At 39.3% G+C, this 14,810-nt stretch carries 18 protein-coding genes; 13 read left to right on the top strand and 5 right to left on the bottom strand.

All coding sequences use genetic code 11. The features are described from left to right. Positions 1–59 precede the first annotated feature (59 nt). The 6 genes from SP60_RS00090 (at position 60) to SP60_RS00065 (ending at position 3,143) form a co-directional block, all read left to right on the top strand. Positions 60–491 (top strand): hypothetical protein, encoded by a 432-nt coding sequence (locus tag SP60_RS00090; protein WP_144418552.1) that lies wholly within the window; start codon positions 60–62, stop codon positions 489–491. 72 nt (positions 492–563) lie between these two features. Then, entirely contained in the window at positions 564–899 is a 336-nt protein-coding gene (locus SP60_RS00085) for a hypothetical protein (RefSeq protein WP_053950704.1), read from the top strand. A 115-nt stretch (positions 900–1,014) separates the two neighbouring features. Further along, complete coding sequence (locus tag SP60_RS00080) at positions 1,015–1,446, top strand: hypothetical protein (protein ID WP_144418551.1); 432 nt, start codon at positions 1,015–1,017, stop codon at positions 1,444–1,446. A gap of 22 nt (positions 1,447–1,468) precedes the next feature. Then, on the top strand, positions 1,469–1,990 hold the full coding sequence (locus SP60_RS00075; protein WP_053950702.1) for a hypothetical protein: 522 nt from the start codon (positions 1,469–1,471) through the stop codon (positions 1,988–1,990). Positions 1,991–2,122: 132 nt separating this feature from the next. Beyond that, the gene (locus SP60_RS00070) at positions 2,123–2,527 is read left to right on the top strand and encodes an HIT family protein (RefSeq protein ID WP_053950701.1); all 405 of its coding nucleotides are present in this window, start codon (positions 2,123–2,125) and stop codon (positions 2,525–2,527) included. Positions 2,528–2,642: 115 nt separating this feature from the next. Next, positions 2,643–3,143, top strand: coding sequence for a hypothetical protein (locus SP60_RS00065; protein WP_053950700.1), 501 nt, complete (start codon positions 2,643–2,645; stop codon positions 3,141–3,143). Here the strand turns inward: SP60_RS00065 and SP60_RS00060 are convergent. Beyond that, on the bottom strand, positions 3,140–3,607 hold the full coding sequence (locus SP60_RS00060; RefSeq protein WP_053950699.1) for a YaiI/YqxD family protein: 468 nt from the start codon (positions 3,605–3,607) through the stop codon (positions 3,140–3,142). The genes SP60_RS00065 and SP60_RS00060 overlap by 4 nt on opposite strands. A 149-nt stretch (positions 3,608–3,756) precedes the next feature. Between SP60_RS00060 and SP60_RS00055 the strand changes: the two genes are divergently transcribed. Then, positions 3,757–4,002: a hypothetical protein gene (locus SP60_RS00055; RefSeq protein WP_053950698.1), complete on the top strand. Its 246-nt coding sequence runs from the start codon at positions 3,757–3,759 to the stop codon at positions 4,000–4,002. 64 nt (positions 4,003–4,066) lie between these two features. Here SP60_RS00055 and ssb read toward each other — a convergent pair whose 3' ends face one another. From ssb to SP60_RS00040, 3 genes are read right to left on the bottom strand one after another with little or no spacing between them, the layout of a single operon-like run. Next, positions 4,067–4,540, bottom strand: coding sequence for a single-stranded DNA-binding protein (ssb, locus tag SP60_RS00050; RefSeq protein ID WP_053950697.1), 474 nt, complete (start codon positions 4,538–4,540; stop codon positions 4,067–4,069). Between the two features lie 21 nt (positions 4,541–4,561). Next, complete coding sequence (locus tag SP60_RS00045; protein ID WP_053950696.1) at positions 4,562–5,716, bottom strand: MFS transporter; 1,155 nt, start codon at positions 5,714–5,716, stop codon at positions 4,562–4,564. A 16-nt stretch (positions 5,717–5,732) separates the two neighbouring features. Then, positions 5,733–6,500: an outer membrane protein assembly factor BamD gene (locus tag SP60_RS00040; protein ID WP_053950695.1), complete on the bottom strand. Its 768-nt coding sequence runs from the start codon at positions 6,498–6,500 to the stop codon at positions 5,733–5,735. A 97-nt stretch (positions 6,501–6,597) separates the two neighbouring features. On the opposite strand from SP60_RS00040, the gene SP60_RS00035 reads away from it, so the two are divergent. From SP60_RS00035 to SP60_RS00010, 6 genes are all read left to right on the top strand, one after another. Beyond that, the gene (locus tag SP60_RS00035; protein ID WP_053950694.1) at positions 6,598–8,700 is read left to right on the top strand and encodes a RelA/SpoT family protein; all 2,103 of its coding nucleotides are present in this window, start codon (positions 6,598–6,600) and stop codon (positions 8,698–8,700) included. A gap of 79 nt (positions 8,701–8,779) precedes the next feature. Then, on the top strand, positions 8,780–8,974 hold the full coding sequence (gene iscX, locus SP60_RS00030; RefSeq protein ID WP_053950693.1) for a Fe-S cluster assembly protein IscX: 195 nt from the start codon (positions 8,780–8,782) through the stop codon (positions 8,972–8,974). Beyond that, positions 8,971–10,245, top strand: a complete 1,275-nt coding sequence (tolB, locus tag SP60_RS00025; protein ID WP_053950692.1) for a Tol-Pal system beta propeller repeat protein TolB — start codon at positions 8,971–8,973, stop codon at positions 10,243–10,245. The genes iscX and tolB overlap by 4 nt, the downstream gene beginning before the upstream one ends. Before the next feature lie 15 nt (positions 10,246–10,260). After that, complete coding sequence (locus tag SP60_RS00020) at positions 10,261–10,842, top strand: OmpA family protein (protein WP_053950691.1); 582 nt, start codon at positions 10,261–10,263, stop codon at positions 10,840–10,842. Between the two features lie 33 nt (positions 10,843–10,875). Then, positions 10,876–11,532: a tetratricopeptide repeat protein gene (locus SP60_RS00015; protein WP_233487264.1), complete on the top strand. Its 657-nt coding sequence runs from the start codon at positions 10,876–10,878 to the stop codon at positions 11,530–11,532. Between the two features lies 1 nt (position 11,533). After that, positions 11,534–12,832, top strand: coding sequence for an aminodeoxychorismate synthase component I (locus SP60_RS00010; RefSeq protein WP_053950689.1), 1,299 nt, complete (start codon positions 11,534–11,536; stop codon positions 12,830–12,832). Here the strand turns inward: SP60_RS00010 and SP60_RS00005 are convergent. Further along, on the bottom strand, positions 12,829–14,703 hold the full coding sequence (locus tag SP60_RS00005) for an NAD+ synthase (protein ID WP_053950688.1): 1,875 nt from the start codon (positions 14,701–14,703) through the stop codon (positions 12,829–12,831). The genes SP60_RS00010 and SP60_RS00005 overlap by 4 nt on opposite strands. Between the last annotated feature and the right edge of the window lie 107 nt (positions 14,704–14,810).

Raw genomic sequence — 14,810 nt, 5'->3', positions numbered from 1 at the left:
TACATCATAAATTCAGCTTTATAATAGAATTAAAATTACAGGTTTTAAAAAAAATGTTTATGAAAAAAATATTATTAGTTGGATTGTTGGTGGCTAGCTTTAATGCGTCAGCATTTTTAGATTTTAATAGCTACGGCTCTGATTACAAAAACAACGATTGGCCAGTTTGGACGCCGATGTTTTGGATGGAAAAGGCCACAGATAGCAATATGTTTCCAAATAACAGTAATTCTCAGTATGGTTATCCATACAACAATCGCCCTTATAATGTAGGCGCTTCCCAGTTTAATATGTCCAAGATGCCAACCCCTAATCAGGCTTTTCAAGCTGAGTCGCAACAAATTCCAAGGCCCACTTACAATACACCTGCGGCTATGTCGTTTTCTAATGTAAGCAATAGGGTGGCACCACCAGTGGCTAATGTACCCAGCCCTTATCCAGCTAATTATAATTTTTCAGAACCTAGAAGTCCTTATGGTCGCGGTTTTTAATTAAAGCTTGCAAATATACATTATAGTGTTATAATATAGTTTCTTAAATAATTTAGATATGGAGATAAGACAATGAAAAAACTTTTAGCAATCGCATTAGTTGCAGCTTCTTTAAGTGCAAACGCATTCTTTAACAATAACGATATGCCATGGAATGGCAACAACTATAACAACAATGGCTACCAACAAGATAACGGCATGTTTGGTTACAACCCATACGATTACTGGGATCCACGTTGGTACATGGAAGAAATGTCAAACATGGTAGATGAGTTTGATGATGAATTCAATAACAACAACAATGGTTGGAACAACAATAACTTTAACGGTTACAACCCATACAACAACTTCAACAACCCTTGGAATGGTTCACAGGCGCCACAAGCACCGATCGCACCAACTAAGTAGTTTTAGTTAGTTTTAAGAAAAGCCAGCACTTGTTGCTGGTTTTTTTTCGTCTATTAAATGTCTGTAAGTGGTTTATAATTAAGGTTTATTATTAAACAATAAAGGGGGAGAGTACATGAAAAAAATAATAACTGCGTCATTGATGACAGTCGCACTGAGTGCGTCAGCAGGCTTTGGTAATGGCCCATGGGGTAACAGCGGCTGGGGTGGTAATAATGCTAATAATGGTTTTATTGCACATAATCCAAATTCACTATTTACACCTGACTGGTTCAGTGAAGAAATGGATGATATGATGGATGAATTTGATGGCAATAATACACCTTGGAATTCTAACGGTTTTAATAACAATGGCCCATGGAATAACAACAGCAGTCCATGGAATAATCGCAATTTTGGCAATAATACACCTTGGCAAAATAACAACTGGAATCGCTCACCATGGGGTAATTCACAGCCGCTTAACTTCCGTAACAATTCATTTGGACCGATGAACAATGGCCCGTGGAATAACGCAACACCTGTACGCAATACACAAACAAAATAAATATAATAAAACAAGGAAAATCATGAAAAAAATCATCGCAACAACATTAATGACAGTAGCGCTAAGTGCAACTGCTTTTAGCAATAACTGGAATAGCAACGATCCTATGAACTTTGGTAGCAATACACCTTGGAGCAATGGTGGCAATTTTGGCAATATGAACAATAGCCCATGGAACAACAACTCTTGGGGAAATACACCTTGGAATGGTCAAAGCTTTAACAACGGCCCGTGGTCGAACAATGGCAATTGGGGTAAAAACATGCCAATGAATAATGCTAATTTTAACAACGCTCCTTGGGGTAATAGCAACAACTTTGGCCCTATGAAGACAAACTCAAACTTCAACCCATTTAATGGCGGTAACAGTGGTCAGCCATTTAACTTTGGTACGAGCACTTCTCCGTTTAAGATGGGTACAGGCTCAAACTCATTTGGCCCTATGAATATGAACCAAGCGCCTTGGAACTACGGCTACAATCAAGCCATTCCAGCAACAGCTGAAACAACAAACGCAACACCTGCAGCTGAAATAGTTGAGTAAGTTTTAGCTATTGACATGAAAGCCGGCTAATTGCCGGCTTTTTTACGCCTAAAGAAAAGCGTCTTAACGCTAGATAGGTGGTTGGGGTAAAATAGCTCTCCAAATTAACTATCTTTAAAACAAGGCAAAAGTATGGCAACAGAATGTTTATTTTGTGAATTAAGAAACCAAGAAAGAATTATCGGTGAGTGCGATTTAACCATCACTTTTATTGATAATTTTCCCGCTTCTCCTGGCCATACATTGGTTATTCCAAAGCGCCATTTCGCCACCTATTTTGAGGCAACTGAGGCAGAGTTATTGGCAATTGGTGTTGCCGTACAAAAGGCTAAGCTAGTTCTAGATGAGGAGTTTTCACCTGATGCATATAACATTGGCGTAAACAATGGCGAGATGGCAGGGCAGAGCGTTAAGCATTTACACGTGCACTTGATTCCAAGATATAAGGGTGATGTTGAAGATCCAAAAGGCGGCGTTCGCTGGATCTTAAAAAATAAAGCTAATTATTGGGATGATCGAGATAAGGCGAAAAAATAATAATGGCGTACAAGTCTTCATTTTTTTTGTTTTTAAATTAAAAAAACCAAGATTGATGGCTTAGTCTCAGTGTATAGTTCAAACTCATACTATTTAATTCTTAAGGAGAGTTTATATGAATAACACAGGACGTTGCATAATCAAAGCTTGTGCTGGACTAACATTGGCTATTAGCACAATGTCGAGCGCTAATTTTAGCAATCCATCATCGATGATGTCGCCATTTGGCGCTCAGAGCTTTGGTCAGCCGCAGCAAATGCAGTCGTTTGGGCGCTCTATGCCGTGGGGTGGTCAAGACTATGCTCAACCTAGATATTCCAATACTAGATACACTGCCCCAAGACAAAGATACACTCAGCCCGCTTATAATTCTATGCCGTGGACAATGGGTGGGGCTTCAAGGCCTCAAGCGCAGCCATCCCAGCAGTTTGGCGGTATGAGCATGATGCCTTTTAATCCAGGTATGCAGCCTCAAAAACAATATCGTCAGCCTCAATCTCAATCTGCCTTTATGATGCCGGGGATGGATCAAGGTATTCGCACGATGATGGAGCCAGGAAAGATTATGGCTGAAGAGGCAACACCTGGCGTCTATATGAAGCCAACTTGGCGTTAGACTTTAGATTGATTTAGCCAGCGATCTAAGTGATTGGCAAAGGCTTGTCGGTCTGCTTGGTTAAGCGGTGCAGGACCACCTGTTTGCACGCCACTTGAGCGTATCACATCCATAAAATCTCGCATACTGAGTTTTGATTTAATATTACTAGCGCTAAACAATTCCCCTCGTGGGCTTAGAGCAAGTCCGCCTTTAGTGATCACTTCATCCGCCAGAGGTATATCGCTAGTGATCACTAAATCGCCTGAATTTAAACGCTTAACAATTTCATTATCAGCTACATCAAACCCTGGTATAACCTGAATAAAACTTAAATATTGAGAGGGTGGCAAGTGTAGTGCATGATTTGCCACCAAGGTTATTTGAGTTTGCGTGCGATCAGCTGCCTTAAAGAGTATTTCTTTAATAACCACTGGACAGGCGTCAGCGTCAATCCAAATTTGTGTTGGGCGTTTGTCACTCATAGATGATTTGTTAATATATCGATAAGACTGATTATCCCTATTGGTGGGTAAGTGTGTAGATTTTATAGGATGCTGAAAAAACAGATGGGTTGAATCTATTAGACATAAGGCGTATAGTAAAAGTGAACCACTAAAAAATAGGAGCTAGTATGAAAGTTAAAAGTATGGTGATGGCGGTTACAGCAACAATCTCAACAGCTGGAACCTCTATGGCTGCGCAAACATTTGCTAAAGATTATGCACAATCTGTACATACTCAGGCTAAGATTGGTACCGAATCATTTCAGCCGTGGCATAAGGGTTATCAACAAGATATTCAGCCATGGGCCAAGCTAAATAGTCGAGGACTCAAAGGTATGGCGAGAATGTATAACCATGGTATCAAAAGAGTATAAAAAACTTAAAGACAATAAAAAACCCCGCAGGAGCGAGGTTTTGAATTAGTTTTAAAGTAAGACTCTAGAACGGAATGTCATCATCAAAACCGTTGTCAACAGGTGTAATTGGGTCTTGAGTAGGTGCTTGTGCTCGAGGCGCACTTGGCGCAGATTGTTGGCCGCCTGCTTGAGGTGCGCTACCAGCACCATCACGACGATCAAGCATTTGTAAAGTACCATTAAAGCCAGAAACTACTACTTCAGTTGTGTAGCGATCAGCGCCAGATTTATCTTGCCATTTACGGGTTTGAAGTTTACCTTCAACGTAAACTTTAGAGCCTTTATCTAAATATTGGCCTGCAATTTCTGCAAGCTTGCCAAACAAACTAACACGGTGCCATTCTGTTTTTTCTTGTTTTTGACCAGTGTTTTTATCCGTCCAAGATTCGCTTGTTGCTACTGAAAGGTTGGCAATTGCATTGCCATTTGATGCAAATTTTACTTCTGGCTTTTGGCCTAAGTTACCTACTAAAATTACCTTATTGATGCCTGCCATTGTATTTTCTCCAGTTAGTTTTTAAGTTTTTTCGGTGCTCATACTTAGGGCAACTAGCCACCAAATAAGTGCGATAAATGTGGTGAATAAGAATACACTATTTAGCCCGAGTGTGTGATAAATCCATCCACCAAAAATCCCGCCTGCAAACGCACCTAAAAATTGTGAGCTAGCGTAAAAACCCATTGCTAGCCCGCGTTTGTCGCTACTCGCTGTTTTGGCGATGAGTGAGGGTAGTAGTGCCTCTAAGGCGTTAAATGCGGTAAAAAATACCGTTAGAATAATGAAGAATGTGGTGTAGTTTAGGGCGGTTTGATAAAACAGTATTTGGCTTAATGCCAGTAAGAAAATAGCGAGCAGGAAAACGGTTTTAGTTTTTTGAAATTTAGTCGCAACAATGATCATTGGAATCATGCCTACAAAAGACAAAACAATAACGGGTAGATAAATTTGCCAATTATCTTGAATGTTGAGAATATTGTTATCAACCAAGAAAATAGGAATAGCGATAAAAGCACTGGTGAGAATTAAATGTAGCGCAAACACACTAAAATCGAGTCTGAGTAGGGCGGGCGTTAGAATACGTTTAAAATTATTAAGCGATAGACTGTATTGTTTTTTTGGTTTAGCATGTGGCAAGGTAGCTACAACTAACAAAGCCACAACTGAGAGCGCTGCAATAATCCAAAATAATCCAGAAATACCGATCTGGTGACTAATAATAGGGCCTAATAATAAGGCCAACATAAATGCCATGCCAATTTGTACGCCAACAAAGGCATTGGCTTTAGGGCGCTCATCTTCACTAACGTAGTCTGCTAAAAACGCCATTAGTACAGCAGAAATGGCGCCTGCGCCTTGCAGAGCTCTACCGAACACAACTTGGAAAATATCATCTGCATTAGCTGCAACAACACTACCGATAAAGAAAATGATAAGTCCAAATATCAGTAAAGGCTTACGTCCGTATTTATCTGATAAATAGCCAAACGGGATTTGGAAAAACGCTTGTGTTAGGCCGTATGCACCAATGGCTACGCCAATTAATAGAGGTGTAACACTGGTGTAATTATTAGCATAGACGGAAAAAACAGGGAAAATCATAAACAATCCCAACATGCGTGTAGCCATGATGAGAGATATTTTGAATGCGAAAGATCGCTCTAGTTTGGTCATGAGCGGTGCGTGTTAACTAGTTTTCTAGTGAGTAGTGGGGCGTGTATAAAGGGTAGCTTTGCTTTAAGACGCGACGCGCATCTTTGGCCAAAATTGGGGCTTTTATAATATCGTAGTTGTGCGCCATTAGGTGTAGTGCAGCAGGCACAGATGGTGTGTTTGGGTATTTTTCAATGATGTATTTACTGCGATTAATGGCAGCGATGTTAGCGCCTTTTTTGGTGTAGTAAATAGCGACAAATAATTCATGACGAGACAAGATATTTCTAAGTACTATTAAGCGAGTTTTGGCTTCTTCGGTGTATTCTGTTTTAGGGAATTTATCGATTAGCGCTAAGTAGTAATTAAATGCATCACGTACAGAATTAACGTCACGTTGAGCGTTGTCAGTAATATAGTCATCTAGGATTGAGCGCGACTTGTCTTCTGAAACAACCCCGCGCAGGTAATAAGCGTATGGCGTGGAAAAATGATTAGGGTAGAGTTTAATATAGCTGTTTAGGCGCTCAATAGCTGGATCGTAATCTTCGCTCTTGTAGAGTGCGTAGGCGATTTCTAACTTAGATTGTAAGGCGTATTTTGAGCCAGGATAGGCTGCCTGAAGCTGCTCAAAAAGTTCAATGGCTTTATCCATAGAGCCAGCTGAAACCTGCTCTTTTGCTTGATTGAAGAAGGTTTTTGGAGACCAGCCTTTGGTAATTGATTCGCGTTTTTTCTCTTCTTCCCAGAAGCAGCCTCCTAGAAATAAGCTAAGTAATGGCAGGATTAGAATAAGTTTTTTCATGAATTATTGCGTAAATTTATTATAAATATGCACAACATTATACTGATGCATAAGTATTATAATGGCAAAACTTAATTCTAGATTCAACTCAAATTACATGTCAAAAAATAATTCAAGAATTCTAATTAGCGATCTTTGTGAAGTGCTTGAATTGTATATGCCCAAATCTCAGGTGGAAGGGGTTTACCAGGCCTATGTGGTAGCAGCGACGGCGCATGATGGTCAGTATCGAAAATCGGGCGAAGCTTATGTATTTCACCCTTTATCTGTAGCCATGATTTTGGCAGAATTACAGCTGGATTATTACTGTATTGTGGCTGCACTATTACACGACTGTATTGAAGATACCAGTGTCACTTATGAAGAAATTAAATATGATTTTGGCTATGAAATTGCTCATATTGTTGAAGGTGTTTCTAAATTAACAGGGTTAGAATTCCATACAACTGTTGATAAACAGGCGCAAAACTTTCGTAAGTTGTTTTTGGCAATGAGTGATGATATGAGGGTTATGGTAATTAAACTGGCCGATCGCTTACATAATATGCGTACTTTGGGCTCTATGCGTAGGGACAAGCAACTAAGAATTGCTAAAGAAACTGTTGAAATTCATGCGCCAATTGCTAGAAGATTGGGTTTGAATAGTATTAGAGTGGAGTTGGATAATTTGTGTTTCGCTATTATTCATCCCTTTCGTCACAAAGTGCTGGTTAGCCAAATTAAAAAGCAATGTGGTAATCGTGCCAAGGTAATTAAGCATATTCAAGAGCAACTCAATAATCGTTTAGTACAAGAGGGATTGCCTGAGGTGGAGATCGGCGGACGACGAAAACAACCCTGCAGTATTTATAAAAAAATGAAAAATAAGCAGTTGAAATTTACTCAAGTGTTAGATATGTATGCTTTTCGGGTAATTGTTAAGGATGTGGCACAGTGTTATCAGGCACTTGGTATTATTCATAACTTGTATAAACCTCTACCAGGCAAGTTTAAAGACTATGTAGCTCTGCCAAAATCCAATGGCTATCAGTCATTACACACTATTTTATTTGGCCCTAATAAGATCTTTATCGAAGTGCAAATTCGTTCTGAAGACATGCATTTTGTTTCTGAATATGGTATTGCGGCGCACTGGCATTATAAGAGTGATTCGGATAATGATTCTGAATTGGCGAATAATTGGTTGGGTTCGTTGTTGGATATTCAGCAAAATTCGGGCACTTCGGTTGAATTTTTAGAAGAAACTAAGAACGATCTATTTCCATCAGAGGTATTTGTATTTACGCCAGGTGGCGATATTATGCAACTACCTTATCGTTCAACCGTGCTAGATTTTGCCTATATGGTGCACACCAATATTGGCCATAAAACGATTAAAGCTAAAATCGATCAAGTGAGTGCACCCATTTCAGCACGACTACACTCAGGACAAACGGTGGAGGTTATTACCGATGAACAGGCAAAGCCTCATCCATCTTGGCTACAAATGGCGGTCACTGCTAAAGCTAAATCTGCCATTAAGGCTTATCTAAAATCACAATCTGCTTCTGAGCTGATTCAGCTGGGTGAGTACCTACTCTCTAATGCGCTTGATTATTTAACGATTGATATGGTTAGTATTAGTGCTGAAAAGTGGCAAACTTGTTTGGATGAGCTGGGGTGTAACTCCTTAGAGGAGTTGCATTTAGGCATTGGTTTAAGCGAAATTTTGGTTTCAGTAGTGTTGAACAAGCTGCAATACGATAATGACAAGTACGCAGTACAAAATATCAGAATTAGCTCAACTCGAGATAAAGCCATCAGCTTTGCTCATTGTTGTTACCCTATTCCTGGGGATAAGGTTTCTGGCATTTTAACCACTTCAAAGGGGTTAGTTATGCACCGCTCTGATTGTGCAAATTTGGTGCGCTTAAAGAGTAAGCAAGCCCAATGGTTGAGTATTGATTGGCAAAGTGACGAGAGCGAGAGTTTTGATGTTAAGGTTGCGGTGGATGTGGATAATCAGCGCGGTACACTTGCCTCAATTGCCAACATGATATCAAAGCTGGAAAGCAATATTGAGCATATTGAAGTGCAAGAAAAGGATAATTCCATTAAATCACTCGATTTAGTGATTAGTGTGGTCGATTCTAAACATTTGTATGAAATCACGCAATCCTTAAAAACGCTTAAATTTATTCAGAGTGTGCGTCGAATTTAGGCTGATATCCCTAGTCAAAAGGGCACATTATTACTAGCTATTTGTTTAAAATTAAGTTAATTATTTTTAGGTATTTTTTATGAACTGGACAGACTCTCTTGATATTGCCATCGCACTAGATGAAGCACATCCTGATATTAACCCTTTAACCATTGGATTTGTTGATTTGATGGAAATGGTTATGGCATTGGAAGAATTTGAAGATGATGCTGAAAAAACAGGGGAAAAAATTCTGGAAGCCATTCAAATGAACTGGATTGAAGAAAGAGAATGATTAGACTGCTAGCTGCTTTTTTAACATTTTATAGTGCAACAGCTTTTGCCGTTTTAGAAGTCACTGTTTTAAAAAAAGCTGAAGATGCCTTTCCGATTGTCATCTCTCCATTTTTAGTCAAGGGAGATGCTAAACAAGGTGAATCTATTGCACATATTATGCGCGACAATTTTAACCGTTCTGGTGAATTTAGCGCTTCCAGCGCTGATTACATTATCACCAGCCAGGTTGATTTTGACAAGTGGCAGGCCAAAAAAGTTGAAGCCATTGTCATTGGCAAACTCGAGCAAGTCAGTCAGAAAATTTTTAATGTTGAAATTGAGCTACTAGATGTATACTCAAAAAAAACACTCTATGCAAAAAAATTTGCCGTACATAATAGTGGTATTAGACGTATTACCCATTACCTGTCTGACCAAATTTATTTTGCCTTATTGGGTGAAAAAGGCTCGTTTGATACACGCTTAGCATACGTCACTGTGGCTAATAAAGGCCGAGGAAATCGTGAATACAAGCTAGAAATAGCTGATTCAGACGCGCAAAATCCGCAAACTATTTTGAGAGCTGCTAGCCCAATTTTATCGCCCGCTTGGTCGCCTGATCAAAATAAAATTGCTTATGTATCGTTTAAAAATGGACGCTCTGAGGTTTTTATTCAATATCCATTTATGCGCCGTAAAACGCAAAAATTGCCTTATTTTGATGGCATTGCTTCAGCACCTGCTTGGCACCCTAATGGCGAAAGTATTGTTCTAACCTTGTCTAAAGATGGCAATAAAGATATTTACTCTTACCATCTTAAAGATAAGAAATTAACGCGATTAACCCATGATATCAGTATTGACACAGAGGCAAGTTATTCTGCAGATGGTGAGCGTATTGCCTTTACCTCGAACCGCTCGGGGCAAGTGCAAGTCTATATTAAGCATTTAAAAACTGGCAAGATTAAACGTGCTACTTTTGCAGGAAGCTATAATGCCAAGGCGGTATTTTCACCAGATGGTAAGAGTTTGGCGCTGGTGCACCGGGTGAATAGGGATTATCGCATCGCGTTGTTGGATATCGCTACGAAAGACTTAATGGTTATGACCCAAAACAAATTGGATGAATCTCCCTTCTTTTCACCAAATGGTAGTATGATTATCTTTGCCACTAACAAAGGTGATTCAGGTGTGTTATCTGTGGTTTCTATTTTGGGTCATCAAACCTTTGAGTTAACCAGTAAAGCGGGTGAAGTTCGAGAGCCGAATTGGTCGCATTATTCTAAATAATATCAGGAGATTTACATGTTAAAAATTACCTCATTAATGACAGTTGCCGTATTACTCTCTTCTTGTACATCAACCATCGATCAGCTCTATGAAAAAGTCGCGCCCAGACCTAGCGTAATCACAGATCAACAAAATTTAGCGGACACTCAAGAGAGTGTTATCGCTGCAGACTCTTCAAGCTTTCGGCCACAAGAGTTTGCAGGTAATCACGCGCGATCAGCAGCTCAAAATAGTGCTGCTCGAATGGCGGTGGCTCAGCTAAAAAATTCAAATACTAAGTTTGTCTTGCATTTTTCTTACGACGGTAGTGAAATTGATGAGTCAGCAACGCAAGAAGTGATTAAACATGCGAACTTTATGCGTGATAATCCAGCGCTTAATTTACGTCTAGAAGGGCATGCAGATGAGCGCGGTACTCGAGAATATAATTTAGCATTGGGTGAGAATCGCGCCTTGGCAGTTAAAGAGATTTTAGGCTTGTACGAGTTGTCTTCTCGCGTTCAAGTGATTAGCTTCGGTGAAGAAAACCCTACTGTGCAATTGCACGATGAAAGTGCTTGGCAGCAAAACAGACGTGTTGAGTTTATTTATCAGTAAAATATTATGCAGGGTTTTTTCTTAATATTTTTATTGGTCGCATTTTCTTGGCAGCCTGTTTCTGCGGGCATTAATACCGAAAAAGTGATTGTGGATCATAATAAAAAAATTAAGCGCTTAGTGCGTGCTAATAAATCTCTTAAAGGAAAAATTGAACAATTAGAGCAACAGCAGCAAGAAAGTCGTCAAAAAATTACAGAATTGTTTAACTTGATGGAATACAAAAAATCCAGTGCAGTGGTTGAGCAAACCATGTTGCGAGTGCGCGAACATAATAAAAAAGCCAAAAAAATATACACCAATGCACGCTCACTCTTGGTCACTGATCAATATGAGCAGGCTGTTAGCTTGTTTAAGCAGTACTTAGATATTTATCCCGATAACAATCATGCTTCAGATGCACATTATTGGCTGGCCAAAACCTATTTAGCACAAGGGCAGCATACTTTAGCGAAAAATACATTTGTAGCATTTCAGCAAAATAGCCCACTGCATCATAAATATGCCAATTCTTTATTTGAATTAGCCAGGGTGTATGTTGAGCTAAAGCAGACTGATCAAGCTAAAAAACTACTTGAAAGTATGTTGGACAAATTCCCCTCTCATCGTGTGGCCGACCGAGCTCAGCAGTTGCTTAGTAAAATTGCCCCAATTAAACCCATTGCAAGCGAGTCTGAGCAGTTGAATTAGTATGAAAGTTTTAGAAATTCCAAATTTTTCTTTGGATGCTTTGTGCCAATTAAATGCTCAACGCTATCCTTTTTTACTAGAAAGTGTTAATCATAATGGCAATAACCGCTATTCTATTTTGTTTGCACATCCACAGCAAGAATTGGTTTTAGAAAATTTAACGGATTTTAATTTTTTAGACGCATTTTCTTCTCAAGTTGTAAATGAGACTACTCAATTTTCACACTTGCCTTTTACGGGTGGGTGGTTTGTTTATTTATCCTATGAGCTGGTTGGTCAAATCGAGCCAACACTGGCAAAAGATATGCATGATAGCAATCTGCCAATTGCAGTTGCGGTCAAAATCCCTAGTGCGATTATTGTCGATCACCAGCTAGACAAAACCTATTTACTAGATGAGCAGGGTGAGCAATTAAGAATAGATCAGCTATTAGCTGATATTAAACAAGTTAAATTAGAGGAAAACTTGCCCGATTTTGCAGGTCTATTAAGCTGTGAGGCAGACGTCAAGTTTTTATCCGGTGTTGACAAAATTAAGCGCTATATTGAAGCGGGCGATGTTTTTCAAGTGAACTTATCGCGTGCCTGGCAATATACTCTCGAGAATGATTGTTCTGCCACACAACTCTATAAGGCTTTAAAGCAGTCTAATCCAGCACCATTTTCAGCACTCGCTCAATTTCAAAACTTTAGCATTATTTCTTCATCGCCTGAGCGCTTGTTTAGTGTGGATGGCAAAAAGGTTGAAACCCGTCCTATTGCAGGGACGCATCCTAGAGGAACAGGAGCGCAGGATGATGAGCTACTGAAGCAGCGTTTGATTAACCATCCTAAGGAACAAGCTGAGCATATTATGCTACTTGATTTGGAGCGTAATGATTTGGGTAGGGTATGTGAGTATGGCTCAATTGAGGTGAATGAAGTTATGGTTTTAGAAACCTATCCGTATGTACATCATATTGTTTCCAATATTCAGGGTAGGCTAAAGCCTTTGGTTAATATTAAGCATTTGGTAGAGGCGTTGTTCCCAGGAGGAACTATTACTGGGTGCCCCAAGATTCGTTGTATGCAGATTATTTCTGAACTAGAGCAAGAGCCTCGAGAGGCTTATACAGGCTCATTAGGCTATATTAGTAATAATGGTAAGATGGATTTCAACATCTTAATTCGCACACTCATTAAACAACAGAAAGACTTAAGCTTTAGAGCGGGTGCAGGTATTGTGTTTGATTCTAATGCTGATCGCGAACTAGAAGAAACGACGCATAAAGCACAAGGAATTTTAAAGGTGTTCTCTTAAGGTTTAAATTTTGAGGTCATAGGGTAGCGACGCTCTTTACCAAATGCATTTTGGCTAATTTTTGGCCCCGGAGCGCTTTGTCTGCGTTTATATTCATTATTAAGCACCAGTCGGCTAATACGCTCTACGATTTGCTGGTTAAAGCCTTGTTTAACAATCTCTTTAACCGAAAGTCTTTGCTCGATAAACAGCTCAAGAATCGCATCTAGTTCATCGTATGGTGGCAAAGAGTCTTGATCAACTTGATCAGGGGCAAGCTCTGCAGAAGGCTCACGATCAATCACCCGACCAGGAATGATATAGGATTGGGTATTTCGGTATTTTGCCAAACGGTAAACCATAGTTTTTGACACATCTTTAAGTGGCGCAAATCCACCTGACATATCGCCATATAAAGTAGCATAACCCACAGCCATTTCTGATTTGTTGCCGGTGGTTAAAACAATTTTTTCGAGTTTGTTGGAGACAGCCATCAGTAGGGTTCCACGCACTCGAGCTTGTAAGTTCTCTTCAGTGGTATCAGCTTGCATGCCGCTAAAAACACCACTTAATTGAGTATTAAAACTCTCAACCATAGTGTGAATGCTGATTTCTTGATAATCAATATTCATAGTGCTAGCTTGCGCTTTAGCATCTTCTAGGCTCATATTTGATGTGTAGGTGTAAGGCATCATAATGGCTTTAATATTTTCAGGGCCAATGGCATCTGCAGCAATAGCTAGCGTAAGTGCAGAATCAATGCCGCCAGATAGTCCGATAACAACCCCGTTAAAAACACCATTTTTTTCAATGTAATCTTTAGTGGCCAGTACTAGAGCATCATAAATCGTTTTTTCAATACTTTCTTCTTGTACTGGATCTTGCGGGGTTGCTAATGAAGCTGTTGTGGCTTCAAAAAAAGGCAATTGGTGAGTGATTTGTGCTTTGGCGTTCATAGCAAATGAGCCACCATCAAAGACAATTTCATCTTGGCCACCGACTAAGTTGACATAGATAAATTCCACTTGATTCTCAAGTACGCGTTTTTTAACTTCCTCGAGTCGTCTCTGGTGTTTGCCCATATGAAAAGGGGAGGCGTTAATGCTAATAATGCTACTCACACCATATTTGACAGTTTCACTAACTGTATCAGCATTCCAGATATCAGCACATACGAGTAAGCCAATACGCTGGCCTTTGATTGTAAAAACAAATGGCTCACTACCAGCGCTAAAGTAGCGTTTTTCATCAAAAACACTGTAATTGGGTAGCTGTTGTTTGTGATAAATTTGAATCGCTTGCGCCTGAACAAGATAGGCAGCATTGTATAAATGACTGGCTTGTTGATGAGGTGCGCCAAAAATAATAGCAATAGTTTCAGGGATGGCATTTTTAATCTTATTAACCACTTCTTCAACTTGCTGAATAAATCCAGCGCGTAATAATAAATCTTCGGGCAGATAGCCTGTTAATGATAATTCTGGAAAAACCAATAGATCGGTACCTTGTTGGGCGGCCTTAACACTTAAATCAATAATTTGTTGAGCGTTATTGTTTAAATCGCCAACAATAGGGTTAATTTGCGCAATATCGATTTTGATAGACTCAGAGGTGTTTGATAGATTTTCTAGTTGTTCCTGCCAAAATATAGCCTTCGGTTTATCACCTTTCATTTTTGCATGCTCAAGTTTAGTATTAGCAACCACCTCGGCAGGATTAATATTCAAAATATCAGCAAACAGCCAAGCATGCGTTTCAGAAAGGGCGGATTTTCCTGATTTATATTTACTTAAATTGGATTGATTAATGCCGTATTCTTGCGATATTTTATAGTCTGAAAAGCCAGTCTTTTTGCGTACTTTGGTGAGATAGTCTTTGGTTTTATTAGCCATATTTTTTGTCTATTTTTGCTTATATTTTTTACCTATTATAGTTATTTTTTACCACCCATGTAAGTAAGTTAACATCTTTAATAATAAATAATACAGTTATTAACAAC

Origin of the sequence: Candidatus Thioglobus autotrophicus (assembly GCF_001293165.1) — a bacterium.
In the GTDB taxonomy this organism is placed as follows: Bacteria; Pseudomonadota; Gammaproteobacteria; order PS1; family Pseudothioglobaceae; genus Thioglobus_A; species Thioglobus_A autotrophicus.
Note: the sequence above shows the minus strand (reverse complement) of the source record. Positions and strands in the feature narration are given on the sequence as shown.